This window comes from Sulfitobacter pacificus, from assembly GCF_030159975.1.
GTDB classification, from domain to species: domain Bacteria; phylum Pseudomonadota; class Alphaproteobacteria; order Rhodobacterales; family Rhodobacteraceae; genus Sulfitobacter; species Sulfitobacter pacificus.
This window is the reverse complement of sequence record NZ_BSNL01000007.1, coordinates 52,723-77,365: the sequence shown is the minus strand read 5'-3', so window position 1 is coordinate 77,365 and position 24,643 is coordinate 52,723. Positions and strand designations below refer to the sequence as shown.

Genomic DNA, 24,643 nt, shown 5'->3' with positions numbered 1-24,643 from the left:
TTGGCCAGCTGAGGAAATCTAATGACCACACGAGACATCGTCTTTGTCGCATTATTCTCTGCCATTATGGCAGCTCTTGCTGCATTTCCGCCCGTCACCCTCCCGCTCATTGGCGTGCCGATCACAGCCCAATCGTTGGGTGTCATGTTGGCTGGCGGTGTATTGGGCGCCCTTCGCGGGGGCCTCGCAGTTATCCTTTTCCTTATCTTAGTCGCTATCGGCCTTCCGCTTCTCGCCGGCGGCCGCGGCGGCTTCGGGGTGTTTCTCGGCCCGACCGGCGGCTATCTAATCGGTTGGATCGTTGCGGCAATCGTAATCGGCTACATGATGGAACGTTACTGGATTGGGCTGAACTATCTCAAAGCCAGCGCTGGCTGTCTCATTGGCGGCGTTGTGGTTCTCTACGCCATTGGCGTTCCATGGAGCGCGGTTGTGGTCAAGATTCCCGTCTCCACTGCCCTCATCGGCTCGTTGCCATTCATTCCTGGCGATGTGGTGAAGGCTCTGATTGCGGCAGCGGTCGTAATGATCGTAAAACGGTCCTATCCGATCATTCAGCCCAAAGCCGCCGTACCTCATTGAGGCGGAGTGCGATGTCGTCGCTCACGTTTCACGATGTCAGTGTTGTAAAGGGCGAGGCAGCAATCTTGTCCGGCATCAGCATTGCGCTGAGCGAACGAAGGGTTGCGATCATTGGCCGCAATGGATCCGGCAAAAGCACCTTCGCCCGCCTCTTTAACGGTATTGAAACACCGAGCCGAGGAGAGATTCATATAGACGGCGTTGCCGGATCGCGAACCCTTCGAAGGAATGTAGGGTTTGTATTCCAAAACCCGGATAATCAGATCGTCTATCCCATTGTCGGCGAGGATATTGAATTTGGTCTGAAAAACCTGAAGCTGCCTCCTGCGGAACGTGAAAAGCGCATAGTGGCGATCCTAGACCAGCTAAGCCTGCACCACCTTCGTGACCAGATGACACACAAACTGAGCGGTGGCGAAAAACAGCTGATTGCCTTGGCCGGCGTTTTGGTCATGCAACCAAAATGGATCGTTATGGATGAACCAACCACCCTTCTTGATCACTGGAACAAAAACCGTTTCATGCGAATCCTGAACAGTTTGAGGCAGAATGTGATCATGGTTTCGCACGACCACGATCTGCTCTCGGGCTTCGACCGTGTCCTGCACATCGACAATGGTAAATTAGTTGATGATGGCGTCCCTGCCACGGTGATCCCCAGCTATCTCAAGCGGTCGAAATGCTGACAGATCTCTACGTCTTCGGAACCAGCCCAATGCATCGGGCAAGGCCCGCTCGTAAGGTGTTGGGGCTGGTTGTCTATTGCACGGTCGTATTTCTTGTCGAAAGTCCGCTGTTCCTCGCTCTTGCGGGCACGCTCGTTGCAATTGGCTACATCACAGCGGGGCTGCAACCTCGTCATGTATATCAGGCTCTGCGCCCTGCCCTATGGCTGCTTAGCATAATCTTCGTGGCTCAGGTATTTCTGATGGATGTCTTGTTCGCACTGTTCGTGGTGGGGCGGTTCGCGGCACTGATTTTCGCTGCCTCCCTTGTCACCTACACAACGACAACCAGTGAATTCGTTGATGGAATTCGTGTCGCGCTCAATCGTACACCATCATGGGTGCCCAAAGATAAAATAGCACTGGCGATATCTTTATGCCTGCGGTTCATTCCTCTCATTCGATCCGTTCTGGAGGAGGTTCGCCAAGCACAACGTGCGAGAGGATTAGATCGAAGGCCGCTTGCTCTTCTCGTGCCGCTGGTGATCCGCACGCTCAAGACCGCAGACGAGGTGGCCGAAGCGATCCACGCGCGATCCTTCGACTGAGCATAAGAACGGCTGGCATTGCCAACTTAACGGCACCGACCTTTAACGGTCCCTAGGGGTGATTTTCTCAGGCGGTCATTTCAAGCGCATACCCGTGCCACAGGTTGAAGGCATCGGACCTTGCGTGGCGGTATGAGACGGTTGAGAGGCGGTAGCGGCGGGGTCTGAACATCGTGTTGATTTGATCGTGGGCCACGAGGAACCTTTGCGTCTGTCGGATCGATTTGAACCGGCCCATGACCTTCTCCCGTTTGCGGGTCGGCCGATGCGAACCCTCGATGCGATTGTTGAGCCCTTTGTGTGCCCGATGATCAGCTTCAGGCGCAAGAGCCCGGATCGGTTTGATGTAACTGCGCAATTTGTCAGTCACGACGACACGAGGCTTGCCAAACCGGGCAATCAACCGAGCAAGGAAACGCTTGGCGGCTTTGGCATTTCGGCGCGGCTGCACAAGGATATCCAGCACGTCCCCGTTCGCATCCACCGCTCGCCACAGCCACTGCTTCACGCCGTTGATCGGAACGACGACTTCGTCTAGGTGCCATTTGTCTGCAGCGGTGGGGCGGTCACGCTTGATGCAATCGGCGAAATGCCGGCCAAATCGATTCACCCATTTGCGCACGGTTTCCCGGCTGACGGTTACATCGCGTTCAGCCAGCAGATCCTCGACGTCCGCCGTGCTGAGCGCGAAGCGATGATAGGCCCATACGGCATAGGCCAGGCCGCTGGTCAATGATCTGCACGACTGGATGCGGGCCGAGCGGGCCCGGATGTCAAAGCACAACCCTGTCGCCAAGGCGATCAATTACATGCTCGACGGGACAGGTCGCTGGGAAGCCTTTACTGCATTCCTTGATGACGGGCGCCTCTGTCTGACCAACAATGCCGCCGAACGCGCTCTACGCGGCATCGCATTGGGCAGAAAGTCGTGGCTTTTTGCTGGGTCCGAGCGCGGTGGCGACAGGGCAGCCTTCATGTATACCCTCATCGTCACGGCAAAGATGAACGACATCGATCCGCAGGCATGGCTGGCCGATGTGCTCGCCCGTCTGCCGGATATGCCGATATCGCGTGTGCATGAGTTGCTGCCTTGGCACTGGAAGACCGCCACTGAATTGAAAAGGATTGCCGCATGACGCTGGTCGCGCGCCTCAAGGTCACATTATCTGACGTCGAACCTCAGGTGTTGCGGCGCTTCGATGTGCCACTGAAGATCAAACTCAACCGTCTGCACGATGTGATCTAGGCCGCCATGGGCTGGACCGACAGCCACCTTTATGAGTTCCGGGCCGGCGGTGTTGGCTGGGGCGTGCCCGATCCCGACGGCTATTACGATGGCCCGCTGCCTGCCAGCAAATCCAGTCTGCTTGATGTGCTCGAGGATGTCGGCACCAAGACCATCCATTACATCTATGACTTTGGAGACAACTGGCACCATGTGATCAAGGTCGAGAAGATCGATGACGCCATCCCGGGTGCCGACTACCCGCGCCTCGTCAGGGCCATCGGTGCTTGTCCCCCTGAAGATGTGGGTGGCTTTCCCGGCTACGTCGACTTCCTCGAAGCCATGGCCGAACCCAAGCACGATGAGCACGACCGGATGTTGGAATGGTATGGGGGAAAGTTCGACCCTGAAGAGGCAGAGATCGGCCGTATCCTCGATAACTTCGAGCGCCTCGCCAAAAAGTGGGCACCAAAGCCGCGCAAACCAAGGGCCGCACCCAAACGCCTCTGATCAATACGGCACAGCCACGGCCTCCGGCGGATGCTTACCTACTGGTAGTGTTTCGAGATAACGTATTGCCGCGTCGACTGAGAAGGGCTCGTCCCGCACATCCGCGAAGTTGCTTGCAAGCGCGGTGTCAACGGTAATTGGGAGGCCAAGTCGCGAATGCGATTTGGTGTGCTCGGCGGGCAATTCAGAGCAGTTAGAAGCGCAAGCCAAACAAGCCACCATCCTCGGTGGCATCGGTAAGTCGGGTCGGCAAGACATGCGCATTGATGTCAAATCCACCCTTAAATCCTTCGCTTGGGATGGCATCAGAGTTCATTGTCACAATGTACTGGAAGCCGCAACTCGCAGCGCGTTCAGCACCCACTTGAAGCGCTTTGGCCACTTGTCTCTCATCAACGCCGTCAAAAAGGTGGCTGTCATGGATTAAGAACCCTGGTGAGCGGCCACGGTTTGTAGAAAGTTCCATCATCATCAAATCAAAGCAGAAAATCTGCATATTGGTGATGCCTTTACTGCGCTGACCGTCTATTTTTACTTCAAAGGTAGGACCAGCGGACCCCGCATCTATGGTGAGACTCCCAGCCTGCTCGTAGAGGGATTGCGACAAGTCTTCAAACGAGACAATGGCCTCATTGAGCAAATCGTTACGTTCGTGAATATCGTCGCGCAGCGCTTGGGAAAGTCGGTTGCGATCCGTATCTAGGTCAGCCTTTGTGCTTTCGAGCATCTCAGCGGTCTCTAAGCGTTGGCGAACTGTTTCGACTTCTGATTCAGCACGTCCAAGCTCTTCACGCATGGCCGTATATTGTTCAAGCGCTCCACCGCTTTGCAAAACTTCCATCAACTGGCGACGACGGGCATCCAAAATTTGTTTTTTGGCTTCACGGTCTTCGATACGTTTTTCAGCGGAGACGTGCTCAGCTCCAAGATGGGAACGCCGGTTTTCTATGATGGTTTGGTGGAAGCTTTCGACTTCGTCCAAGCGGCGCTTCACCAATTCGGGCAAAATAACACCGGCTTCTGCGTAAAGCTTGGCGAGGTCAGCGCTGTCGGGCGCTTCCTCTTCTTTGAGCGCGGCATCGAGCTCACTGATCAATCTACGGTCGACGAAGTTTTCCTCTCCAAGAGCATTTATCGCTCGGGTGATCTCGCTGGCTTCGGTTTCGAGTGCGCTATATTCTGGGATGACTTCGAAACTGTTCAACTGCTCGCGGACCTGCTCAACGCGACGCGAAACAACAGCCAGCTTTGTGCGCAAATCAGCTGCGCGACCAAAGTGAGGTCCAAGCTCGCCGGATCGCGCGGCCTTACCCAGGCTCTTTACAACCTTTTCCTTTTCTCTCAGACCTTGGAAACCCTGAGAGATGGTCCAATCCATGCCCAAGAGATAAGAGATCGCAACTTGTTGGTCCCACACGGCCTGCATGCTGGCTTGCTGGGTCGGGGATTGGAACGCTCCGCTGGATTGCCTGCGGGCGAAATAGGAAAACAAGGATCTGAATGTTGGCTGAAATTTGATGTCGGTGTCTGGTGGTGCGTCCAAACCGAACCATTTGGCACCAAGTGAATGTGTCCAGTTCACATTTGAGAGGGTAAATACTCCTCTTTCTTCATCAAATTTGGGCGGGATCGGCCAATCTTCAACAGGACCGTTCAAGTAGACCTTACTGGGGGCCGCGCCTGAACGCTCAACCGTGATTTCTTCACCGCCGACGTCCATTTGCATGTCAAATGTAGAATTGATCAGCTCATCAGAACGAAAGATGCTGTCTGGACCTGCTTTCCCACCAGTCAAGAAATGCACAATGTCGATAAAGCTTGTCTTACCAGCGCCATTGCGGGACTGGCGGTCCGTTGCACCATCACTTTTGTCAGCCAGTAAAACGTTAAGCCCAGGACCGAAGTCCAAGGTCTTAAAGCTTTCAAGGTCGCTGCCTATGTGCCGGATCATTGGTCTGCTTTCATCACTGTGCCCTGTTTGGAATGTATGGCACCCATCATGTAGAGCAGATCAAGGGCCAAAATGAACCAGTTATAGTCAATGGGGGCATCGGGAGACGCGACGGAACGCCGATCTCGGATTTCATTCCATAGACGAGAGACAGTCATTGGCTCATGTAACAGCTCAAGCAGCTCTGCTCCTACACCAATCAAGGCGCGCTCTGCTCGAACATGCTTGGTCGGCAAGATCATCCGCTCAAGGCCTCCGGTTCTGGGTCCTCAAAAATATCGCAACGGTCAAAGAAGTAGGTCATCACGGCCATAGCAGCGGCTTGCCGCTTTGGTTCTCCTTTAACGCCTGCGAATTCCTGAAGGTAGCTGAAAATTTGGTCTGGCTGTAGGCCGATGGCCTTTAGCTGGCAGTATTTTTCACGGAAAGCTTCTGCGATCTTTTCGCCAAGTTCAACGGGGCCTGTTTTGCGGAAATACAACTCTACAAGTCGTGTTTTTGGGCGACCAAGCTGCAAGAGACCTGCCGCCTCGACCGATAATTCATTTTTTTCAAGTTTTAAAACTGATGGGGGCGGGGACAGCGGATCGTTTGGATCCAGTTCCCGCTTTTCAAGCACATCAATGACGGGTTGAAGATCTTGCAAGATCAAACCACTGACAATGGCTGCTGTCGGTACTGCACCGTACATCGCAAGCTTTGCGTCGTCGCTCATCATGCCATGAAGTGCTCTAAGCTCAGATTCGGCCCAGATTTCAAAATGAATGTCTGGATGTGCGGCGCGCATTTCATCCAAATGGTTGATAACCGCGGGCGGCTGCCCACCTGTATGGTTGTGAACAAAGACCCAAGCCTTCAAGAATTCTGGCCATTTGACCAACGCGCCTGTAAAATCCTTGTCCATCTTTTCGATGGTTTTTGCGTCTGTTGGCGTTTCGGGGCCATAACACTGAAACACAGTTCCGGTACTGACCATGCGACCGTCGCACTTCCAGTCGCCTTGATTGCCATAGGGCCGCACGATTTCAAAGTCTGCACCATGCGCATCGCTGGCGAGTTTGGCGAACCAGTCCTGAAACTCGGTCCCTTTCTTTTCCAAGAAAGCCGTCCTGAAATGCAGCGCCAAAAACGCTTCTGAGACGAGATCCATGCTTATCCTCAAACGATCAGGGCGTTCTTAAGACCCTTTTTTACAAATTCGGCCAGCAATGGTGGCCAGCTACTGAAATGCTACCACATTTTGTCTCTGAAATTGGCCTTTGTGACAAGGTAAATCATCGGTTTCGGCAACTTGACGTTGTAATTTTACAGCGCAGTGTGCTGCAGGACATACCCGCCAACTTGGCGGCGTGTATCGTCACCGGCGGGACTGTGGTGCAATTTATCGTGGCTCGAAGAGCCGAACGTCTACGAGTCCCTTAAACGCATCCTTCTGGAATTCGCCCGCTTTCACCATCTTTGGGAAATCGGGTAGGCAATCTCGCGTTACCCAAGGGATAAATAATTCGGCCGAGAAGGGCTGCATTTTCGAGCAGTTTGCTTCGCGATACATTTTGGCAAGTGCCCTTGCGACAGCGTAAGCGCCCGCCAGATCAATCTGCGACACACGGGTTCGGTTGATGGGAAGTAGACTGCCTTGGATGGCATTGGCCCCTATTTTAAAGTATATTAGCTCCCCAACAAGTCCCAGCCGAATAACATGGGCTCTGTCACTACGCAGAATTGAGACACGCGGGAACAAATCACGGACCCAGACCTTGTGTTCTTCGCACCATTCAAGGGCCTGCTGTAGCATCTCGACGCCGCCGATTGGCTCTTTCCAGACGCTACATAAATGCTGGAACTCGGCAAATTTGACATGGGCGTCGTCTCTCAGATCGTTGGGTTCAAGTATACCCTTTCGCGACGTTTTTGGGGTCCACAGCGTTTCTTCAAGCTTTGCCGCATCCTCTACCCCAATGCTCAATCCCTTAGTTGAAACCTTGGATGTCGGTGTCAGTTCTCTTTGCCGCGCTTTGACGAGCGTTTCGGCGGGAAATGGGGTCGAGATTTCCTGTTCCAGTTGGGACGGAACATTCGGGCGAATGATGTCAGCCGAAACTTCGGCGGGCGTGTCTGCCACCAAATCATGGTTTACCAACCATCGAAATGGCGTCCCCAAGGTCATTGGATCATCTGACATAAGTGCGACGTGGGGCAAGCCTTTGGTCAGCAGCGCACGGATTTCTCGTGTGTCCTGTATCTCCGTCCCACTCAGTCGGCCGAGGATAGTTTGTCTTTCGTGATCGCTTTGCCGCCCTTCAAGATCGGCGACAATTTGGTTGTGAATTTTCTCGGGCAGCTGGCGTTGGTGATATTTGATCGCGACATCTACGTCACCGTAATCGACCCGATCTTCAAGGGCGCTACCAAAGAGGCGGAGGGTGATCCGCTGTAGTCGTGTCGGGTCAGAATTGATCAGCTTTGCGCGTTCAACTAGTTCCGCGATTGTCATGTCCACCTTGGCGCGACCAAACCGTTTTCGCTTTTTCTCAAGTGCGAGCCTGTTGCCCAGCAGTGTCCGCTCCCACCAGAAGACTTGTCCGGGTTCGATGCTCGGGTTCAGGTAATCTGCCGTTGCCATGGCACGCAAAACTTTGTCGGCACGGTGTGCGTCGCAGTCCATAATTCGAATTACTTCTTCGATGCCAATGCCGTTACCACGATTTGCCGTCCGCAAAATTGTGCGTGCATCGTCAAACGACAGCCCTTCAATAGGTGGGAACTTTATAGGCGCGGTCGAATTCAAGTGCTCTGTTCCTATCTTGACGGGACTTCGACTACCGCCACGCGCATCGGTGGTAATTTTCGAGGCATTGACGTCCTTGTGCTGGGCTTTTCAATTCTGCAGCGTTACCGGCGCGGAGTGAAGCAGATTGTTGTTTCTGGCGATGTTTGCGGATCGATTGGAACGCCGCCGGATCGGTTGCACCCGTTCTACTTCTCGGCGTGCCCTACCTGTGATCGTTATATTCTGAGCAAATCGACTACGAGTTAGATGCGACAGAACCATAGGATCGTTTGATAGCAGGGTTCTCGATCTTTGGAGGTGAGAACGTGCGAGATGGGCCGGCCCCTAAGCGGCAGTATTCGCTTTGTTGTTCACAATCTGCGACGTGGCCACTAGCTTTTCTCCTTTTGTGTTGAGTTGCTCGATAATGCTGGTCGCAGCTGTCAGCCCGGCCACAAAGGTTGTCCCCGATCTTTTTCCCCTGTCCCACCAAAGAAAAGGGTGGTCCATTCCTCGCGGGACAAAAAGAGCGGTGCCTGCCCCTCTCCGCTGCGCTACGCCTGCGGTGTGTCCGGGCCTTGGCCAGCTGCAAAGTGACCATCATTGCAACGCAAACAAGGAGAAAAGCAATGACCACGAACTGCATCAAATTCACCAGCGACGATATCGAAACCGCAAAAGGTATCGGCTCAATCTCAACCCTGACTTTCGACCTCGACATCACGGTTGAACCTGTCGCCAGCTCCAACCCGATGGCCCCGACGCACCGCGTCCTTGGCCGCTCCCCTCGCGGCAAACTGGTCGAATGCGGTGGCATCTGGAAGAAGCAGAACAAAGACACCGGCTCTGATTACTTCACCCTGACGGTCCGCGATCACGCCTTCAACGCCAATCTTGGCAAGGCCGCGAGCCAGGATGACACGTCCCTGCAGGCCATCATCCCCTGGGGTCCCAAAGACGCCGCGTAACAAACAGGCCAGACCGCTTCGGCGGTCTGGCTTTTCTCTTGTCTCGTGTGGGCCCAAACAAAGCGAAGGTCTCACAACGGCATCAGTTCGGACGATGCCGGAATTAACAGTTCTGGGACTTGGACCTTCTTGGTGAAAGCCTTCTGCGCGTTGATCGAACTGGCGCGACACAAGGTGCCCACCCTAAGTTACGCCGCTGGTTTTGCCTCTCAGTTCCTTTGGTCATCACCGCCCTGCGAAGCTTCCGGACGCGCCCTTGCAAACCCAACTTAAGAGGGATTCATTCTCGAGCCTTATGGGCTAAGCTGATGACAAGCGGGCAAGGAACCCAGCCATGCGGTATCGCCTCGAAAAGATCATTCCAGCAAAACGGCAGCGCCGTTTTTATGAGTTGAGCGTTTCTCAAACGCTGTTTGGAGAATGGTGTCTGACCCGCGAGTGGGGGCGGATCGGCGCGAAAGGCGGACAGAAGATGGTGGCATATCTCGCGTCAGAACAGGATGCGATTGTTGCTTTGCGGCAGCTCAAGGCGACCAAGACTCGGCGAGGCTATGCGACGATCCCTGTCCAGTTGGAAATGTTTTCCGCCCTCTTGAGGTGAGCGCTGACAGCTGTTCTGGAAGCGCCGACCTGTTGCCCGGACCGATAGGGTGAGCAGCTCGAATTCATCTGCATCGCGCGGCCAATCTACGCGGCCCGAACCGCCGGAGTTTCACACCAAGATTGGTTTGGTATTTGACAATGCCGGCGTGCAGTTCAGCATGAGAAACGATGATCAATGTTCGCATGTGGCGCTCCATTCCATTGACCTGTTGGCCCATCAAATCGCTAGCCCGGAGGCGAGCGGTCAGCAACACTTGGGGGAGGTTTCTGGACGGCCTGTCGTTTTGTGTAAGGCTGCCTGCGAACACGCTGTCTTTCGCCGCTGGCTCGAACGCGTGTCCTAAATCTCTTTAATTTTGTTTGACACACAAAGACGCCTTTCGGCCTTGAGCGCTGCTGCGCAGCCCTCACAACAAACATCCCCCAAGCATGCTCCATTCCATTGCGCCCCGTACCGGGTGCAGCCCGCTCTCATGCCCCCGGTCTTTTCCACGATCTGTCCAACGACGATCAACGGAAAGGATCACATCATGACACTCGAACAATCCATCGACCTCGCCGAACTCCAAGCCGACATGGCCTTCGAGGCCTACCTCGCCGCCTTTGATGAAGACGCCCATCCCGAAACCCTCGACAGCCTCGAGACCGAGGCGCTGATCGCCCGCAGCCGCTACAACGATCTGCGCTCTCAGAGACTGGGTCACTGACCCAGACACCCCTGTGGGTCTTCGGATCCGCAGGGGTCTGACGCCGTCTCTCAGAAGCTTCGTGACGCCCTCAGAGGGTGCGACCCGCGCCAACCAGCGCGGGCAGTTTTCGTGTTCCGAGCGCCCTCCGTAACCGGCTCGGGCGCTCGGATTGCTTGTCGTCGCATGCGTCTTGAACACAAATTTCGGGGGCCTTTTCGACCTGGTTGTCCTGCATCGATGAGGGCGGAACCCGTTCCATGTCGGGCTGCGACGCGAGGTCTTGATGGCGTTCAATTCCAGCAAAAACACACATCATGCAAAACGTAATATTGTGCAAAGTGATGTATTGAAGTATAAGCGAAGGAAGACGTTGGCAGGATATGGCCAATGTTTGCACATTTTGTCCGAGGGGTCTGTGATGGGCGTTTCCCGCAAAGCTGAATGCTCCGCCGCACGCGAACGCGATTGCGGGCAATCGCTGCCTCGCGCGCGTCTTCGCATGCATCAATTTCCTGGAAGCGGGAGAACGCCCTAGTGCCGAGGCCAGCGAAAAACCTGAAGCTTGAGCAGCGCATTGAAGTGGCACGGCGCTTTGCGGCGGGCGAAAGCGCGAAGGACCTGGCGGCGGCGTTTGGCATCTCTCCGCGCCACGTGAACCGGCTCGCGAAAGAGGAGGCGGGGGAGGGGATTGCGGTGCGCGATCCGAGCGAGACAGTGGCCTTCCGGGCCAGTCAGTCTGAGCTTGCAGCGTTCGATGCCGAGTGGCGCGAACGGGGTTTTGCCAACCGGTCGCAGGCACTCAATGCGGTGCTGCGCGGTCGCTGCGGTTTCCTCGATGTGCCGCGTGATCTGGCCGCGGAATTCTGCGCCGCATGGCGTCAGGCGAAGGACGTGAGTGACGCCGGACTGGCGCTCGCCAAGGCGGTGCATCGCGGACGGCTGGAGGTCTCGGAGGCGGACCGCGAGGTGCTGATCGAACTGCTCGATTTGTCGCAGTCCATGAGCCGTGAGATGGGCCGGATGAAGGATGCGGCGCAGGCGCTGCGTCATCAGGAGTGGCCGCAAAAGGAAGAAGGGCAGGGGGCGGAGGGCGCGGTTCTGGAGGATGGCCCGCGCGCGATCGGGAGCGGTCTGAGGCTGGTGCGCAATGGCTGATCCGCTCGCCTTCTATACCTCGGTCATGGGTCGGCTCTGGGAGGATGAGCGCATCCGGGGCCAGGCCGCGGCGCGGATCGACGCGCGGCTGGCGGGGCGTCGGCAGGGGCGGAGTTTCGCGCGCGTCGGATCCTTTTCGGCGCGCAACGCGCTGAAGGCGGCCTCGGGCCAGAGCCGCGCGGCGGTGTTCAAACGGATCCGGGCCGGAGGCTGCAAGACGCGTGCTTCGCTTGGGGCGCAGATCTCCTACATCAACGACAAGGCGGTCTACACCTATTCGACGATGACCAACGCTCTGACCGATGCGGCGGTGCTTTCTGAAGAGCAGAAAGAGGACATCATCGAAGATTGGGCCGGGACCTGGCGCGGCTCGACCAAGCTCGGCTTCACCTCGCACATGCTGCTCTCCTTCCCGACCGACGTGACGGTCGATCAGGTCCGCGACATCGCGATGGACTGGACGGAGCATTTCTTCGAGAGCGGCGAATACGGCGACCAGTGGGACTATGTTCTCGCGGTCCATGACGACCGGGCGCATAAGCATGCCCACATCATCCTGAACAATCGCGGCGTCGAAAACGGCACCTGGTTTTCCTGCTGGGCCGAGGGCGTGATGTCGCCGCAGCTGATGCGCGAGAAGCAGGCTGCGATCGCGGAGCGCTACGGCGTGATCCTCGACGCCACCACCCGGCTCGAGCGGGGCATCTTCGAGAAGCCTGCCGGGATCGAGGAGATCTATTGCGCCAAGGAAGAGGCCCGCCTGCCGCGTGAGATCGTCATGACGGCCCAGGAATCCGCCATCGCGCAGGCGCAGGTGGTGGGCTTCGCCAAGGACTACAAGAACCTCGCCGACCTGTTGGACCGGATGGACCAGCGCCACATGGCGCGCGCCGTGCGCGGCATGGCGGACGGTCTTGGCTCGGGCACGCCGTGGAATTTCACCGAAGGAGAGATAGACATGAAGGACATCAAGACCGTCGGTGATGCGATCGACTATTCCGAGCGCACGATCGAGGCCCTGCGGCTCAAGGCCGAGGAACTGGACCCGGCGGAGCGGGCCGCTTTTGAAGCCAAGGCCGCGCCGATCATCGCGGACCTTTCGCAGATGGTGCCGGACCCGGAACTGCGTGCGCGCTTCGGCAAGCAGCTCGAAGAACCCTATCCGCCGGGGGCGGGCAGCGAGGTGCTGATCGCCGCGCTGCAGTCCGGCAATGACGAAGGGCTGCGCGATGTGCTCGAGCGCGCCGAGGAGGTCGGGATGGACAGCGAGGAGCTGGTAGCCCGGATCACTGCCGGCGGCACGCGGAACTACGGCATGGCGCAGGACTGGGTCGAGCGCGACATGAACGCACTGCTGGCGAAAGACGGTCTCAGCGTTGAGACCGCGACTGACGACCAGCTCGATGCTGCGCTCGAGAAGGTCGACGGGGTGATGGACGCGCTGATGGAACGCGCCAAGGAGATGGGCGTCGAGATCGGCCGCACCCTCGCGGACGAGGAGGAGGCGACGCTGCCTCTCATCGACGAGGACGACCGGACGCCCAATCCCTACCTGCAGGACCTCGCCGACATGTTGCGCGATGGCAAGCTCACCGAGGCACAGGAAGAGACGGTCGAGCGGACCCTGCAATCTGAGCTCTTCAAGGAACTGGGCGAAGAGGGCCTGGCCGAACTCCGCCGCGGCAACTATGAGGTGCTGGACGCGGCCCTGCCGAGCAAACTCGACCAGATCACCGTCACGCAGGAATTCCTCGAAATGACGTATCAAGAGACCGGCGACCAGGTCTTCACCGACCGCGCCGCCGGGTTGCAGCAGGACAAGGCGACCGAGGTCGCGCGGTTGCGCGGCCAGCAGGAGGCGCAGGAGCTGGGTCGAGATCTCGATCGGGACCGCGGTCTCGATGACGAGATGGAATTCTAAAGGGGAGATGACCACCATGACCAAGACACTCCCCCTCTGGGCCGCGCTTCTTTTCGGTGTGATTTGCGGCGCCGTGATCGGCACCATTGTCGCCGCCTTCTACCTGACCCTGGCCCTGAAAACCGGGTTTCAGAGTTTCGACATGTTGGCACTCTGGAAGGCCAGCGCCGGCACGCGCGCGGCGCACCCCGAGGCCTTCAAGGTCGGGTTTGGCGCTGTCGGCTTCGGGGCCGTCGGCCTCGGCGCCCTGGCGCTGGCTTGGACCTGGAAGAAGGAGCGGGACGACTACGGCTCGGCCCACTGGCAGACCAAGGCGGAGCTTAAGAAGAACGACATGCTGCAAGCGCCGGGCAAGGGCTTTGTTTGCGGCAAGCTTGGTGCTCCGACCTCCAAGGCCGAATTCATTTCCTCGACCACGATCCCGCATGTGATGATGGTGGCGCCGACCCGCGCCGGTAAGGGTGTGGGTTTCGTGATCCCGAACCTTCTGAGCTTCGCGGGCTCGGTCGTGGTGCTCGACGTAAAGGGCGAGAACTTCGAGAAGACCGCGCGTCTCCGGGCGGTGAACGGCGATGAGGTCTATCGATTCAGCCCTTTCGACTGGGCCAATGCTACACACCGCTACAACCCGCTGTCGCGGATCGCCAAGGCGCCGACATTCGCGCAGCGCTTCACCGAGGTCTCGATCCTGGCCGATCTCTTCCTCGACAAGGACAACAAGCAGCTCGATACCTTCTCCGAGGCCGGCAAGTCGATTTTCGTTGCGGCCTGTCTGCTGGCGATCCAGCGCGGCACCCCGAACCTTGGCGAGGTGAACAAGATCGTCGCAGGGGGCGAATACAAGAACGCGCAATACAAGACCTATGCCGACGAGGCCAAAGAAGACATTCTGCGCGAGCTTTGGACCAATGCAGCCTCGGCCTCGTCGCGGCTGCTGACCTCGAACATCCAGGCCCTGATGACCGCCGGTCTCAAGCAATGGGACAACCCGGCGGTGCGCTCGGCCACGCAAGAAAGCGACTTCGATTTTTCGACCTTCCGCAAGACCCCGCAATCGCTTTACATCGCGGTGTCCGAAGATCACATCGCGACGCTGGCCCCGCTCTTGCGCCTGATGTTCGCCGATCTCATCGCCTCGATCCGCCTGAACGAGCCGGGCCCGAACGAGCCCTGGCCGGTCATGATGATGATCGACGAATTCCAGCAGATGGGGGCGATGCCCTATCTGGAACGCGCGATCCATTCGCTCGCGAGCTATGGCGGTCGCGTCGCAATGATTGCGCAGTCGCTGGCCTCACTCGACCGAATCTATGGCCCCGAAGGTCGCGAAAGCCTCGAGAACGGGGCGGGGCTGAAGCTCTACATTACCCCGCGGGATCAGCGCACCGTGAAGGAGGTCTCCGCCGCCGTCGGCAGCACGACTCGCGAGGCGGTGACCAGGATGTATGGCCGCAACAAAGGTATCCTCGGCGCGACCTCGACCTCGGCGCGGCTGGAAGAGCGGCCGCTCCTCTCCGAGACCGAGGCTCGGTTGATGGATCCCGACGAGGTCATCATCCTTGCTTCGCCCCAGCACCCGATCAAGGCACGCCGGATCAAGTATTACGACGATCCGTTCTTCAAGGACATGCTGGCCCGCCAGGAGGGCAAGCCCTTCCCCTATCCGCCGAGTGTGCAGGGCGTGGGGCCCTGGGGCGGCGACGGTGGTGATGAGTCTGGTGCAGACGAGCAGGCGAAACCAGCCGAACGCCCGCCCATGCGGGATCGGTCGCAACGCCGCGAGGCGCGGGCGATGAGCGTGATGGCGATGGAGGCCGGACGCGGGCAGCCGGTGCCCGAGACGCTCGAGCGGGAAGCGCCCGTGCCGAAGGAATGGGAGGCGGCGCTCGATCGGCAGGAGGATTTCATCGAGGAGTTGTTGGGTGGGTGAACTTCGCCTAGAGAGTTCAACAAAACTCTTTGAAATTGGGCACTTTCAACTCTAAAGTCACAAAAAAGTGGCGTGGTGACAGTGGAAAAGAAAGATATTGACAGCATTCTCCGGGCATGTACGCGCGGCAGCGACTACTACGCTGTCCCTCCACTGGGCAATCGTATCAATTTCCATTCCCAACAAATACGGGCATTAAACCTAATTAAAGCTCTACATGCCCGAGGAGATGGAGCGTTTAAAGGTGGCAAAAGGAGCACAATCGCGGTCGTAGGGGCGGGCCTGTCCGGAATCACAGTAGCTATAGGTCTACTCACAAAGGGACATATCGTACATATCTATGACATCTTTGAACGCCCGCTTTCGAGGCAAGCAGCAGCATCGCACAGGATGTTGCACCCGACGATGAATTTTTGGCCCGATGGTCAAAAGAAAATGTCAGCGACAACGTCTTTGCCTTTCTTCGAATGGTACCAGTTGCGGTGTGACGAAGTGATTTCGGAGCTTCAGGCGGAATGGGAAAGCTACTCTAAGAAATCCAATGAACGCCTTGTAGAATTTTTCGGACACGAGGTGGAAGGCGTAATCCAAGGAGCCGCAAGCACTTATAGACTTCGCGTCAAAGGTCACGGCAATTCCGCAGATCTTTATGATGCTGTCTTTCTAACGGTTGGATTTGGCAATGAAAAAGCAGACGATAATTTTCCAACGCCCGGTTACTGGGATCCAGATACACTGGACCGTGATGCAGATGACTTAAAAATGCGGAACAAAGTCATCAGTGGGGCGGGAGACGGCGGTCTAATAGAAGTGCTTCGATGCCTTTATCGCTTCAAAAAGGGCCTCTTGGCGTTTCACGTTGCCGAATCTCTGGAGGGAACATCAGTAGAAGCCCTGATTTCCGATGCAGAGAAGCAATTGGCACTTCCCGATCTGAATTTTGAAGGCTTCGCAAACGTTCAAAAAAAATATCAAGAAGCAGTTGAACTTCTCGCTAATGCAGCATTTTGCGAAAATGGGATCGAAAAAACGTGCGAAGACGCAAGATGTTCGTGCAAATTGGTTGAGGCTTTGACCATCATCCGGCAGGCGACCCGATCCAAAGCATTCGTAGATCTTGTTGATAATAAGGCAAGACACATTGCCTTTTCACGAGGAGCACCGGCGCACAAACTACTGGCTCTGCTTGCGGAATACGATGGGCGACTCAAATTCAGATTTGGAAAACTACAGAAGCGGGAGAGCGACGGTCGTTTGACGATAATCTCTGACTCAGGTGGCGCGACCGGATCAGTGAATGAGGTCTTGCCAGAGAACGGTGGCATTTATGTACGACATGGGGCGCAGACTTGTTTCGGAAAAGTGATACAAAAGGATGAACCTGATGTGTTCGGCGAAGGTCATGCTTGGCTGTCTGAGTTTAATGTTGTGCCGCACTTTACAGATTCCGATTTCTCTGACGGGGAAAGTGATATTGCTCCGTCAAGTCTTAAGGAGCGAGCAAAGAGAAGAGCCAAAATGGCGGAAACTGCGTTGGTGCGCTTGGCAAGTGATCCCGGTGCAAGAGTAGTGTCAATTGAACACGATCAAGAACGCAGAGGAACGGTCAAGTATCTCTATGCTGGACCACAAGTGAGGTTTGGTTTGTCCAGTGGACAACTGTTTGGAGTGCCAATCGAGTATGAAGGGCCTCTGGAACGTGGTGCGAAAGCCGTTCCAAGAAGTAGGCAGGTCTAATCGATGTTGTCAGAGGGACAAAAAGTATCTGTAAAAGGCTACGACGGCGCAATACGGCTCGGCCCAAAAGTCATTCTTAATAATGATTTAGAAAGACAAATTGCCGTTAGAACAGTCTTTGAACAGGTCCAGCCACCCAATCTACAAAGAAATGACGAGCTCTATGAACCCGACGCCGCAACAGTGTTTCCGGTAGTTGAAATGATGCCATCTTGGCATCTTCTCTATAGCGTAAACCCTTTCCCTGCCGGAAACTACACCGACAGGATGCGAACAGGCAGTAATCGTTATACAATATTTTTGCCACCTGATGCCGTCGATGTCGGTCAAAATCTTCTCCTTCGGCAGAATCATGGCATCAGCGGCGACGTCCGTCGCCTCAATCGACCGGTCGAAATTATAGATTGGAACAATAACAGTATTATTGTGACAGGCGCAATTGAACTCACTCCCCGGAACGGAGAAGCAAAAATAGGAGGAAGAATCGGATCAGCGTTTGAGGACGAGCGAGGCAGGCCTCTAGGGATTTTGATATCTCGCAGCGACGAGGCTTGGTTTCTTGCGCCGTTGGCTCCATTCCTCGAAAAGACCGGCCTCTCATATTGTGATCAATTGGCGACGGATACAGGTAACCTGATAACACGGATCGGAAGCGCTCCAATACTGACGGAGGAAGCTGCGTGAGTAAGGAAACCAGTCAGTCAACACAACGGGAAGAAGTTCTCGAAGGAGTCATCAGGCTTCTCGATATAAGTATTGATATCAATAAAAGAATTGAGGATCTCGAGTTCTCAAAAAAACCAGGCGCTGAGATTTTCTATGTCTTTGACGAAAATGTGTTCGAGCTATTTATCGACCCCTCAAAAGATCGTTTTCGCGTAACTTCATTCTTCGACAGTTACTGGCTGCGAAAGACCGATAGGAGAAATCGGCGCTTCATAGAACAGGCACGATTGCTGGCGGCAGAAACGGTGTTGACCGGCGTTCTTCCAGGTGCGGTGAATAACCGTATTTACATGTCGGGTTGGCATCAGAGAGAGCTTGCTGGCCGCTTAGAAAAGATTCAGGAAGCCATGCGGCAGCCCTCCTCGAGTCAGCTGTCAATCTTGGCAAAAGAGATCAGACAGAAAGCTGAGGTGCGCCAGAGCCTAGATGATTGGAGCGCTCCAAGCGAGGTTGTAAAGCGTTTTCTTGATTTATACATCGCAGCCGACGAAGAAATTGTATCGAGTGAGGGAGGAGTTGACGCGGCCATAAGGCTACGTAACTCTCGTGTCTTGGCCAATCTATTTGCAACGTGCTCCAGGAGTGAGCAAATTGAGCAACTAAACAGAATCGCCCAGCGGGGTATCGGGGATAGAATAGCCTCTATCGAAGCTCGGTTTGGCATCAACACCATGCAAGAGATCTCGCAATCGGCAAGGCAATGGCAGGATAGATTGCTCAAAGAGGCACAGCGTGTCTCTGAGATGTCTGGACGATCAACCAAAAGAGGGAAAGGTGGGTTTGTATGGGATGCCAATTGCCTTGCGCTTCTTCAGTGGATTTCATCAAATAAACTGAGGGAAAATCAGAGAATAGTATTCGTAACAGGTGATGAACTACTGTATTCGGCATATCGACGTTGGTATTGTGATATTGGCGAAAGGCGCAACAAGTCTGACGAATTTCTACTGCGTCGGATTTCTCAGTACAGCCCTGTTCTGTCGACGGATGAGTTTGAGCTAAAGTCTGGAGCGGTGCGCGAGCAGCGCAGCGAAGCTACCAGATTGGTCAGTGACATCTTAATGACCGTCGAAGTATCACTTCTTCCGTTTAACCTATCGCTACTCCATCGAGAGAACTTGGAGGAGTCGTCGCGAAATGCGATTTTCCGAGCGCGACATGATTTGGTCTTGCGCTACCTTGCGCGTAAGCCAGACACTGATGACGCGTTGGCTTATTTTGAGAGGCGGTTGCAGCCGATATATTTTGAGCGTCAGAGCGACAAACTTGAGGAAATACGAGCTCTTTGGAGAACGATTGAGCGCCTGACGGTCGCTGCATATCATGACACCTTGCGTGGGCGGCTGGAGTTTAGGGATCGGGTCTTTAATGATCGTGATATTCCTGGCGATGCAGATAATGTTGAATTAGAGAGTGCGATTGGAAGGGTCATTTCGGAGACTGCTACTGATTTGTTTAATCGTCTGGCTGAACGTTGGGTTCCTGCCGCAGTTCAATTCCTGGAAGACCTGAAGTCCGATGAAATTATTAGTACCAGGCGTGCGCCGAAGTCAATTTGGTATAAGGGGTCTGACGGTTCGTTTATCGCAAATAGAATTTTGCAGTGGAAGCTTACAGAAGACAATGGTTCGGGGTTGATTGAGGTAATTTGGGGTAGTGAGGGCCGCTTCAAGCCCTATGATGTGTTTGGGTTGGCGGCCGCATTTGCTCTGTATTCACATGGGTGGGCGGAGGCAGAGAATTTTTCGGATTTGGCTATTCGGTCTGGGTTCGCGTATGGCGCTGATCAGGAAACATTGATTGAGCTTCAATATATACGTTGTGTGGCGCGTCGTTTTGTATTCGCTGATGAAAGATCTTTTTATGAGATAGGTGGCGATGCTGGTGCTTCGCGGCGGATGTTGATGGATGAATTGCACGCAAAGGCTATTGAGGCTTTGGCTAAGTCCAAGGAATTATGCCGAAGCGTCGACGATGTCCACTATAGATCTCTGTTGCTTTCCAGGCTTGGTTTAGAAAGCGCCTCGCTAGATCTGATGCTGCTGGCGATTTCCTATCAGGCTGATTTCGGGTCTGAGCGACGAAGTGGTGATCGCCAACTGTTGGAACGAAGTTTTGAGCGATTGGAGCGGGTTGGCAAGCTCTTGGACAGTTGTGAAGATGGTAGGAGGGTGGACTTGTTGGAGCAATTTGACGGAACATTGGCTGCGGCTGTTTGCGTCGATTTTCTTCTAAATGGTGCGGGGGCCAAAACCAGAAAGCTCTCGGATGAGTTGGCCGCTCGCTTGGTGTCGATTGGCAAGTGTGAGCCACACGATCCTGACAGATCGTTTCACCTGCTTACCGTACTGTATGCTTCGGCGCGGTTGATCCGGAGCGGTTCTGACGCCAATTGCTCTTCTGCTATTCGTCAAGCAATAGAGAACGGGAAGGGAGAGTTCAGACGCTTGGCATTTGACCGATCAATGGAGCGCTGCGTCGTACAGGCATTAGATAGAGGTGGCCTGATCTAGTTTCGTCGCAGTAAACCGAGCCGGACCCTAATCGATCATTTAGGAAAGTTCCCGGGGCGGGTCACTGTCAAATCTACCTCGCAATCGCGAAATCGCGAGCTCCGATCCTGAGTTGCTCGCTTTGTTGGATTTCGTCTTATCGCCGTTCCGGGAGTGATGTCGCTACAATGATAACCACGAAAAAAAACGCGTAGATGATCTCGCCAACAAAAACCGTGCGCCCCAACTGACTCTCCGGTCCGTAGCCGCCGTAGGTTAGAGTGAATGTGTTTGCCACGCTCAAGAACAAAGCGTTTCCAGTTGAGGCAGCGCCATCTGGCCAAGTGATCTCGTTTTGAAGTGGCACAAGGAAGATGTAGGCGAACCCAACCAACATGAATCCGAAAGCCAGGATGAAGGAGGTCAGCCGCCTCTGCATGTCCACATGATCGAAAGGTCGACTTTCCGGTTCTTTCCACACATGGTAGTAGAAGTGGCTGAAAAGGTTAGATGCCAACAGGTATGGAATCAGACACGTCCAAAACAAACTATCTTTTGTTCCAATGACAGCGACAATCAGCGCAGTCCATTTTGCCACCTCGTAGACATCAATTGCTAGCGAACGTCTAAGTCGAAGCCCAGCGTCATCTTGTTTTCCTGCCCACAGGAAGATCTGCTTTGTCCATTCGACCAAGCTTAAGAGCCACATTACCCATATCAGTAACTGAAATATCGCGAGTATGGGCCTAGAAGTGTTTCCGGCCCAAGGGGACTGTGGCAGGTCAGTGTTTTTCACGACATGGTACTCTTGATTAGCTTGGCATAGGTTCTGTTACTCGGTACTTCTTGTCAATTGTCTTGAAATTCCGTTCTCAACTTGCCACTAGTCCGGCAGATAGAACTCCGAAATCCCCCGCTTCCCGTTGGCCCGCCCAAGCTGGACGATCACATCGATGGATTTCCGGATGTATTCCCGCACTTCGGCAAATGTCAGCGGCGTCCCGGCCTGCAGAACCATAATTGCCAGCCGGTCGATGGCGAGTTCCGCGGTTTCGGCGTGGATTGTGGAGACCGAGCCGCCATGGCCGGTGTTGATCGCCTCGAGATAGGTCAGGGCTTCGGCACCGCGCAACTCGCCGACGATGATCCGGTCGGGGCGCATGCGGAGGGAGGCCTGCAGGAGGGCGTTGGCGCTGCGTTGTGAGCCAGCGCCGCGGTCGGCCAGGAGCGCGACGGTGTTCAGCTGGCCGGGGAACAGCTCAAAGGCGTCTTCGATGGTGATCAGCCGTTCGTGCTCATTGACATGGGTCAGTAGGTGCCTTGCGAAGGTGGTCTTGCCGGTCGAAGTGCCGCCGCTGACAAGGACGTTGAGCCGCGCCTCGACCAGGGTTTGCAGCGCCGCCCCAAGGCTCTCCTCTGCCAGACTGGCAATGTTCTTCATCTTCTCGGCGCGGAGCGAATCGAGCGAGACGGCCTTTCCGAAGAGATATGCCGGAGCGTAGTCCCGGACGCTGCCCGAAGCGAAGAGGCGGATGGTGATCGAGGCGCCGCGATCGATGGCGGGTGGCACGGCAACTTGGACCCGAAGCGGACGGCCTGCATATTCCACCTTGCCGGAGACGAGCGGGTTCTTTTCTGAGACGCGGGCCTTGGCATCGCCGACGATGGTCTGGGCCATGTTGAGGGCGGTGGTGCGATCCACGGTCTGGCCCTCGTGGCGCATGGTGGCGTCGCCCGCGACCTCGAGCCAGACCTTTCCATCCGGGTTGATCGCGATCTCGACCACGTCATCGCGTCGCAGAAGGTCGCGGAACGGGTCGAGATAGCGCTCGAGGTATGAGGCTGGGCTTTCTGTCATTGGGTGTTCGTTTTATGTAGTGTCGAAAATCGCTGCCTCTCGCTGCCGCTCGAACGCGTTTTTCGACAAGCCTTTTCGATCAAGAAAACAAACCCCCTAATCAATAAATCACCACATCCCGATCCACGAGCACGGTGACCGAGGCACCCTGATCGACATAGATGGTCGGCGCGATCGAGACCTGATCGGCAATGACCGATTCGACTGCGTCCTGCAGGTCGCTACCGACATCGCCCAGAACGATGCTGGTGGTTTCGTTGTTGGCACTCTCCGCCGCCACGGCCGGTGCCGCCCCGATCACGGAAATCAGTGCCGCCCCGCCGAAGCGCTCGGCGAACTTGGTGTCGACAAGACCGGTGAAGCCAGAACGTCCGAGCTGGTCCCCGCCGACTGCGGCGATTTCCATCGAGGTGCCGTCCGGTGTCAGGACGCGGGTCCAGAGGATCAGGATGCGCTTCTGGTGCATCTCGACGCCGGATCGGTATTGGCCAAAAAGGCGGGACCCCCGGGGGATCAGGATCCGATCCCCGGAGAACGCCGGGACCGGCTCGGAGACGACCGCGACGACTGAGCCGGGCAGATCGCTATTGATGGCGGTCTGGAGTGCGGCCTGGATCACGGACCCTTGGGTCAACGTTCGTTCGGGATGTGTGAGACGGGCCGCCTCCTGCACCTCGAGCGGTCGCGCACTCTGCAAGAACTGCTCATTGCCCGAGATGGTTGGCCCTTGGGTGCCGGGGGCCGCCGGATCGGCCACCGCCGCGCCACTTTGGCCATCCCGTGGACCGTCGGCATAGACCACGGCGGGGGCTTTGATCTGCGCGGTCAGAAGCTCCTCGGCGACACGTTCGGCCTCGCGTTGGCGCTGCTCCTCTTCCTGGCGACGGCGTTCTTCGAGAAGACGCTGGTCGGCAATCAACCCTTCGCGGTCTAGCTCTGCCTCGAGCCCCTCGCGCTGCGCCCGCTCGGCATCGAGCATGGCCTGCAGACCTTCGATGCGGGTCTCGGTCTGCCGTTGGAGGTTGGCCAGCTCGGTTTCCTTGGCGGCGAGCGTTGTTTCAAGGGCCGCCTTCTGTTCGTCGAAAGCTTCGCGCAGGTCCGCAACGGCGGACTGGATTTCCGAGTTCCGCGCGGCCTGGCTGGCGGCGAGGGCCTCGCGCAGCTTGGCGATCTCGGCCAGCACCTCGGCGCTCGGTTCAGGGGCAGGCGCCGCAGGCACATCGAGCGCTTCCTCGACGGCGATCAGCGCGTCATTGACCCGTTGCTCGGTCTCGTCGGGCGGGAACTCCAGCCGCCCACCGGTGCCGGGGCGGCGGTCCTGGAAGGTCTCGACATCGGAGGTTTCAAGCGCACTGTCACTTGTCCGAAGACCGGTCGCCAGGAAATACGCGACCCCGGCGCCGCCAAGGGCGAGGGCGGCCGCGAGCGCGCCAATCCCGAGGCTGTTGCCCCGGCGTTTGGATTTGCCGCGCTGGCTGAACTGATCGAGGCGGTCTTGCAGGTCGGGAGGGGTTTGATCGGCCATGGTCAGTTGCTCACGTAGATCGCGCTCTCGTCGCGCCAGGCGCAGATCGCCTCGTCGCCGATGCGCAAAGTCCAGTAGGTGTTCACCCCGAGCACCCGGACGGTGTTGTTTGCCTGCGTCCAGTTGACCGTGCGCTCACGGCCCTGATCATCCGCTTTAAAAAGAGCGGGCTGGCGGCCGTTTTCCGGGAAGACGAAATACGTATACCGCCCGTCGTCATAGATATGGCTGGGGCGGAAGTCGCCCTCACCTGAGACGCGGTAGTTGTAATTGCGCGGAGCTATGAGGCCCTTTGGCTGGGTAGCCGCCGTCGCGCGGCGTTCTTCTTCGGGGTAGCGAAAGCGCACCTCGAAGAACATGCCGGTGCGGTTCGGGATCGAGCCCTCGCGCAGATGGAAGGAATAGGTGCGGCGGTTGGTGATCACCGTCATGTTGGTGGAGGCATTGGCCACATGCGGTTTGATCGTGAGCACATTGCCAAGCTCGGGGATTGGATCGACCTGGAAGCTCTCGGTGTCGCCGACGATCACCGCTTCAAACCGCTCCCCCGCTCCGAAATGGATCGTCGTCGAATGCCTGAGATCGGTCTCGATCCGATAGACCTGGTTTTCATTGTAGACGGCGGTGCGGATGCGGATGTCGAGCGGGCCGCCTTGGGGGGTGGCCTCGGCGAGTGCGGCAACAGGAAGGGCAAGCGCCAGGAGGAGCGCGGGCAGGGATTTCATCTT

The 24,643-nt window shown here is 56.4% G+C and carries 21 protein-coding genes and 2 pseudogenes; 14 read left to right on the top strand and 9 right to left on the bottom strand.

Features of this window, described 5'->3' with window-relative positions; all coding sequences use genetic code 11:
* The first annotated feature begins 21 nt into the window (after positions 1-21).
* From QQL78_RS19945 to QQL78_RS19935, 3 genes are read left to right on the top strand one after another with little or no spacing between them, the layout of a single operon-like run.
* Complete coding sequence (locus QQL78_RS19945) at positions 22-582, top strand: biotin transporter BioY (protein ID WP_284376433.1); 561 nt, start codon at positions 22-24, stop codon at positions 580-582.
* Positions 583-593: 11 nt separating this feature from the next.
* A complete protein-coding gene (locus QQL78_RS19940; protein WP_284376431.1) occupies positions 594-1,268 on the top strand; it encodes an energy-coupling factor ABC transporter ATP-binding protein in 675 nt (224 codons plus the stop codon).
* A complete protein-coding gene (locus QQL78_RS19935) occupies positions 1,262-1,855 on the top strand; it encodes an energy-coupling factor transporter transmembrane component T family protein (protein ID WP_284376430.1) in 594 nt (197 codons plus the stop codon). Before QQL78_RS19940 ends, QQL78_RS19935 begins: the two co-directional genes overlap by 7 nt.
* A gap of 67 nt (positions 1,856-1,922) precedes the next feature.
* On the opposite strand, the gene QQL78_RS19930 is transcribed toward QQL78_RS19935, so the two are convergent.
* Positions 1,923-2,627 carry an IS6 family transposase gene (locus tag QQL78_RS19930; protein ID WP_284376469.1) on the bottom strand — a complete coding sequence of 235 codons (705 nt, stop codon included), beginning with the start codon at positions 2,625-2,627 and terminating at the stop codon, positions 1,923-1,925.
* Between QQL78_RS19930 and QQL78_RS19925 the strand changes: the two are divergent.
* Together QQL78_RS19925 and QQL78_RS19920 are read left to right on the top strand one after the other, a co-directional pair.
* Positions 2,572-2,991 (top strand): annotated as a pseudogene (locus tag QQL78_RS19925) (IS66 family transposase); the annotation flags it as partial. The gene QQL78_RS19930 and the pseudogene QQL78_RS19925 sit on opposite strands and share 56 nt — an antisense overlap.
* A pseudogene (locus QQL78_RS19920) lies at positions 2,988-3,590 on the top strand (plasmid pRiA4b ORF-3 family protein). The pseudogenes QQL78_RS19925 and QQL78_RS19920, both read left to right, overlap by 4 nt.
* Before the next feature lie 193 nt (positions 3,591-3,783).
* On the opposite strand, the gene QQL78_RS19915 reads toward QQL78_RS19920, so the two are convergent.
* The 4 genes from QQL78_RS19915 to QQL78_RS19900 all read right to left on the bottom strand — a co-directional run bounded on the left by QQL78_RS19915 (position 3,784) and on the right by QQL78_RS19900 (position 8,329).
* Positions 3,784-5,541 (bottom strand): ABC-three component system protein, encoded by a 1,758-nt coding sequence (locus tag QQL78_RS19915; protein WP_284376429.1) that lies wholly within the window; start codon positions 5,539-5,541, stop codon positions 3,784-3,786.
* The gene (locus QQL78_RS19910) at positions 5,538-5,783 is read right to left on the bottom strand and encodes an ABC-three component system middle component 6 (RefSeq protein WP_284376428.1); all 246 of its coding nucleotides are present in this window, start codon (positions 5,781-5,783) and stop codon (positions 5,538-5,540) included. Before QQL78_RS19910 ends, QQL78_RS19915 begins: the two co-directional genes overlap by 4 nt.
* Entirely contained in the window at positions 5,780-6,691 is a 912-nt protein-coding gene (locus QQL78_RS19905; RefSeq protein WP_284376427.1) for an ABC-three component system protein, read from the bottom strand. Before QQL78_RS19905 ends, QQL78_RS19910 begins: the two co-directional genes overlap by 4 nt.
* A 231-nt stretch (positions 6,692-6,922) precedes the next feature.
* Entirely contained in the window at positions 6,923-8,329 is a 1,407-nt protein-coding gene (locus QQL78_RS19900; RefSeq protein WP_284376425.1) for a hypothetical protein, read from the bottom strand.
* Positions 8,330-8,940: 611 nt separating this feature from the next.
* Here QQL78_RS19900 and QQL78_RS19895 point away from each other — a divergent pair.
* From QQL78_RS19895 to QQL78_RS19855, 9 genes are all read left to right on the top strand, one after another.
* Positions 8,941-9,279 (top strand): DUF736 family protein, encoded by a 339-nt coding sequence (locus tag QQL78_RS19895; protein WP_284376423.1) that lies wholly within the window; start codon positions 8,941-8,943, stop codon positions 9,277-9,279.
* A 334-nt stretch (positions 9,280-9,613) separates the two neighbouring features.
* The gene (locus tag QQL78_RS19890) at positions 9,614-9,880 is read left to right on the top strand and encodes a WGR domain-containing protein (protein ID WP_284376421.1); all 267 of its coding nucleotides are present in this window, start codon (positions 9,614-9,616) and stop codon (positions 9,878-9,880) included.
* A 532-nt stretch (positions 9,881-10,412) separates the two neighbouring features.
* The gene (locus tag QQL78_RS19885; protein WP_284376419.1) at positions 10,413-10,589 is read left to right on the top strand and encodes a hypothetical protein; all 177 of its coding nucleotides are present in this window, start codon (positions 10,413-10,415) and stop codon (positions 10,587-10,589) included.
* Positions 10,590-11,105: 516 nt separating this feature from the next.
* Complete coding sequence (locus QQL78_RS19880; protein WP_284376418.1) at positions 11,106-11,726, top strand: helix-turn-helix domain-containing protein; 621 nt, start codon at positions 11,106-11,108, stop codon at positions 11,724-11,726.
* Positions 11,719-13,647, top strand: coding sequence for a relaxase/mobilization nuclease domain-containing protein (locus tag QQL78_RS19875; RefSeq protein WP_284376416.1), 1,929 nt, complete (start codon positions 11,719-11,721; stop codon positions 13,645-13,647). The genes QQL78_RS19880 and QQL78_RS19875 overlap by 8 nt, the downstream gene beginning before the upstream one ends.
* A 16-nt stretch (positions 13,648-13,663) precedes the next feature.
* Complete coding sequence (locus QQL78_RS19870; RefSeq protein WP_284376414.1) at positions 13,664-15,577, top strand: type IV secretory system conjugative DNA transfer family protein; 1,914 nt, start codon at positions 13,664-13,666, stop codon at positions 15,575-15,577.
* 81 nt (positions 15,578-15,658) lie between these two features.
* A complete protein-coding gene (locus tag QQL78_RS19865) occupies positions 15,659-17,314 on the top strand; it encodes an FAD/NAD(P)-binding protein (protein ID WP_284376413.1) in 1,656 nt (551 codons plus the stop codon).
* Positions 17,315-17,317: 3 nt separating this feature from the next.
* Positions 17,318-17,998: a hypothetical protein gene (locus QQL78_RS19860; RefSeq protein ID WP_284376411.1), complete on the top strand. Its 681-nt coding sequence runs from the start codon at positions 17,318-17,320 to the stop codon at positions 17,996-17,998.
* Positions 17,995-20,553: a hypothetical protein gene (locus QQL78_RS19855; protein ID WP_284376409.1), complete on the top strand. Its 2,559-nt coding sequence runs from the start codon at positions 17,995-17,997 to the stop codon at positions 20,551-20,553. Before QQL78_RS19860 ends, QQL78_RS19855 begins: the two co-directional genes overlap by 4 nt.
* 136 nt (positions 20,554-20,689) lie before the next feature.
* On the opposite strand, the gene QQL78_RS19850 is transcribed toward QQL78_RS19855, so the two are convergent.
* From QQL78_RS19850 to QQL78_RS19835, 4 genes are all read right to left on the bottom strand, one after another.
* Positions 20,690-21,241: a hypothetical protein gene (locus QQL78_RS19850; RefSeq protein WP_284376406.1), complete on the bottom strand. Its 552-nt coding sequence runs from the start codon at positions 21,239-21,241 to the stop codon at positions 20,690-20,692.
* A 174-nt stretch (positions 21,242-21,415) separates the two neighbouring features.
* Positions 21,416-22,390 carry an ATPase, T2SS/T4P/T4SS family gene (locus tag QQL78_RS19845; protein ID WP_284376404.1) on the bottom strand — a complete coding sequence of 325 codons (975 nt, stop codon included), beginning with the start codon at positions 22,388-22,390 and terminating at the stop codon, positions 21,416-21,418.
* A 100-nt stretch (positions 22,391-22,490) separates the two neighbouring features.
* Positions 22,491-23,915 carry a TraB/TrbI/VirB10 family type IV secretion system protein gene (locus QQL78_RS19840; protein WP_284376402.1) on the bottom strand — a complete coding sequence of 475 codons (1,425 nt, stop codon included), beginning with the start codon at positions 23,913-23,915 and terminating at the stop codon, positions 22,491-22,493.
* A 2-nt stretch (positions 23,916-23,917) separates the two neighbouring features.
* Entirely contained in the window at positions 23,918-24,640 is a 723-nt protein-coding gene (locus QQL78_RS19835; RefSeq protein ID WP_284376401.1) for a TrbG/VirB9 family P-type conjugative transfer protein, read from the bottom strand.
* Positions 24,641-24,643: the final 3 nt, after the last annotated feature.

Coding starts and splice junctions, on each gene's coding strand:
- QQL78_RS19945 (WP_284376433.1), top strand. CDS start 22: ATGACCACACGAGACATCGTCTTTGTCGCATTATTCTCTGCCATTATG.
- QQL78_RS19940 (WP_284376431.1), top strand. CDS start 594: ATGTCGTCGCTCACGTTTCACGATGTCAGTGTTGTAAAGGGCGAGGCA.
- QQL78_RS19935 (WP_284376430.1), top strand. CDS start 1,262: ATGCTGACAGATCTCTACGTCTTCGGAACCAGCCCAATGCATCGGGCA.
- QQL78_RS19915 (WP_284376429.1), bottom strand. CDS start 5,541: ATGATCCGGCACATAGGCAGCGACCTTGAAAGCTTTAAGACCTTGGAC.
- QQL78_RS19910 (WP_284376428.1), bottom strand. CDS start 5,783: ATGATCTTGCCGACCAAGCATGTTCGAGCAGAGCGCGCCTTGATTGGT.
- QQL78_RS19905 (WP_284376427.1), bottom strand. CDS start 6,691: ATGGATCTCGTCTCAGAAGCGTTTTTGGCGCTGCATTTCAGGACGGCT.
- QQL78_RS19895 (WP_284376423.1), top strand. CDS start 8,941: ATGACCACGAACTGCATCAAATTCACCAGCGACGATATCGAAACCGCA.
- QQL78_RS19890 (WP_284376421.1), top strand. CDS start 9,614: ATGCGGTATCGCCTCGAAAAGATCATTCCAGCAAAACGGCAGCGCCGT.
- QQL78_RS19885 (WP_284376419.1), top strand. CDS start 10,413: ATGACACTCGAACAATCCATCGACCTCGCCGAACTCCAAGCCGACATG.
- QQL78_RS19875 (WP_284376416.1), top strand. CDS start 11,719: ATGGCTGATCCGCTCGCCTTCTATACCTCGGTCATGGGTCGGCTCTGG.
- QQL78_RS19870 (WP_284376414.1), top strand. CDS start 13,664: ATGACCAAGACACTCCCCCTCTGGGCCGCGCTTCTTTTCGGTGTGATT.
- QQL78_RS19860 (WP_284376411.1), top strand. CDS start 17,318: ATGTTGTCAGAGGGACAAAAAGTATCTGTAAAAGGCTACGACGGCGCA.
- QQL78_RS19850 (WP_284376406.1), bottom strand. CDS start 21,241: ATGTGGCTCTTAAGCTTGGTCGAATGGACAAAGCAGATCTTCCTGTGG.
- QQL78_RS19845 (WP_284376404.1), bottom strand. CDS start 22,390: ATGACAGAAAGCCCAGCCTCATACCTCGAGCGCTATCTCGACCCGTTC.
- QQL78_RS19840 (WP_284376402.1), bottom strand. CDS start 23,915: ATGGCCGATCAAACCCCTCCCGACCTGCAAGACCGCCTCGATCAGTTC.
- QQL78_RS19835 (WP_284376401.1), bottom strand. CDS start 24,640: ATGAAATCCCTGCCCGCGCTCCTCCTGGCGCTTGCCCTTCCTGTTGCC.